The 709-nt window shown below is 68.1% G+C and carries 1 protein-coding gene; it reads left to right on the forward strand.

From position 1 onward, the window contains the following. Positions 1–73: 73 nt before the first annotated feature. Positions 74–709, forward strand: a 636-nt coding sequence (locus tag HJC40_RS45005; RefSeq protein ID WP_250010014.1) for an SMP-30/gluconolactonase/LRE family protein, incomplete at its 3' end; no start/stop codon positions are given.

The raw sequence follows: 709 nt of genomic DNA on the forward strand, positions 1-709 counted from the left end.
GCCGTGGTGGAGGGTGGGATTGGTGTGTCCAGGCAAAGCTTGCACTGCCTGACCGCTCGGTGGTGGTGCCACGGTGGGCATCAGAGATCCGATCGAGGAGGAAGCAGTGCTCAGGCAACGCAAATCCCACGTGGCCCTGGCTGTCCTGGCCACGGCCGTGCTCGTGCCGCTGGCCGGCGCCCCGGCATCCGCATCGACACCGGTGGCACGACCGGCGTCGTCAGCAACTCACAACATGGCCGCTGACCACCGGTACCACGCGGCGGCGGCCCGTACCGTGACCGCCGATTCGCTGTATCCCGAAGGGGTGGCCTGGGACCAGACCCGCAACACGTTTCTGGTCAGCTCGAGCCGGCACGGCACCGTGTCGGTGGTCCGCCCGGACAACACCGTCCGCACCCTGATCGACGACCGGCGTGCGATCGCCTCCTACGGTCTGACCGTCGACGCGGCCCGCAACCGGCTGCTGGTGACCTACGCCGACATCGGCACCGCCGTACGGTCGACGCCGGCAACCACCGGCCAGCAATCCGCACTGGGCATCTATGACCTGCGCACCGGCAAACCGTTGCATCTGGTCGATCTGGCGCTGGGCACCGGACCACACGCCGCCAACGACGTCGCGGTCGACCGCAACGGCAACGCCTACGTCACCGACACCTTCGGCGGCACGGTGTTCAAGATCGACACAGCCGGGAAAGTCACCGGC

It is taken from the genome of Actinoplanes sp. M2I2 (genome assembly GCF_023544445.1).
Taxonomy (GTDB): Bacteria; Actinomycetota; Actinomycetes; order Mycobacteriales; family Micromonosporaceae; genus Actinoplanes.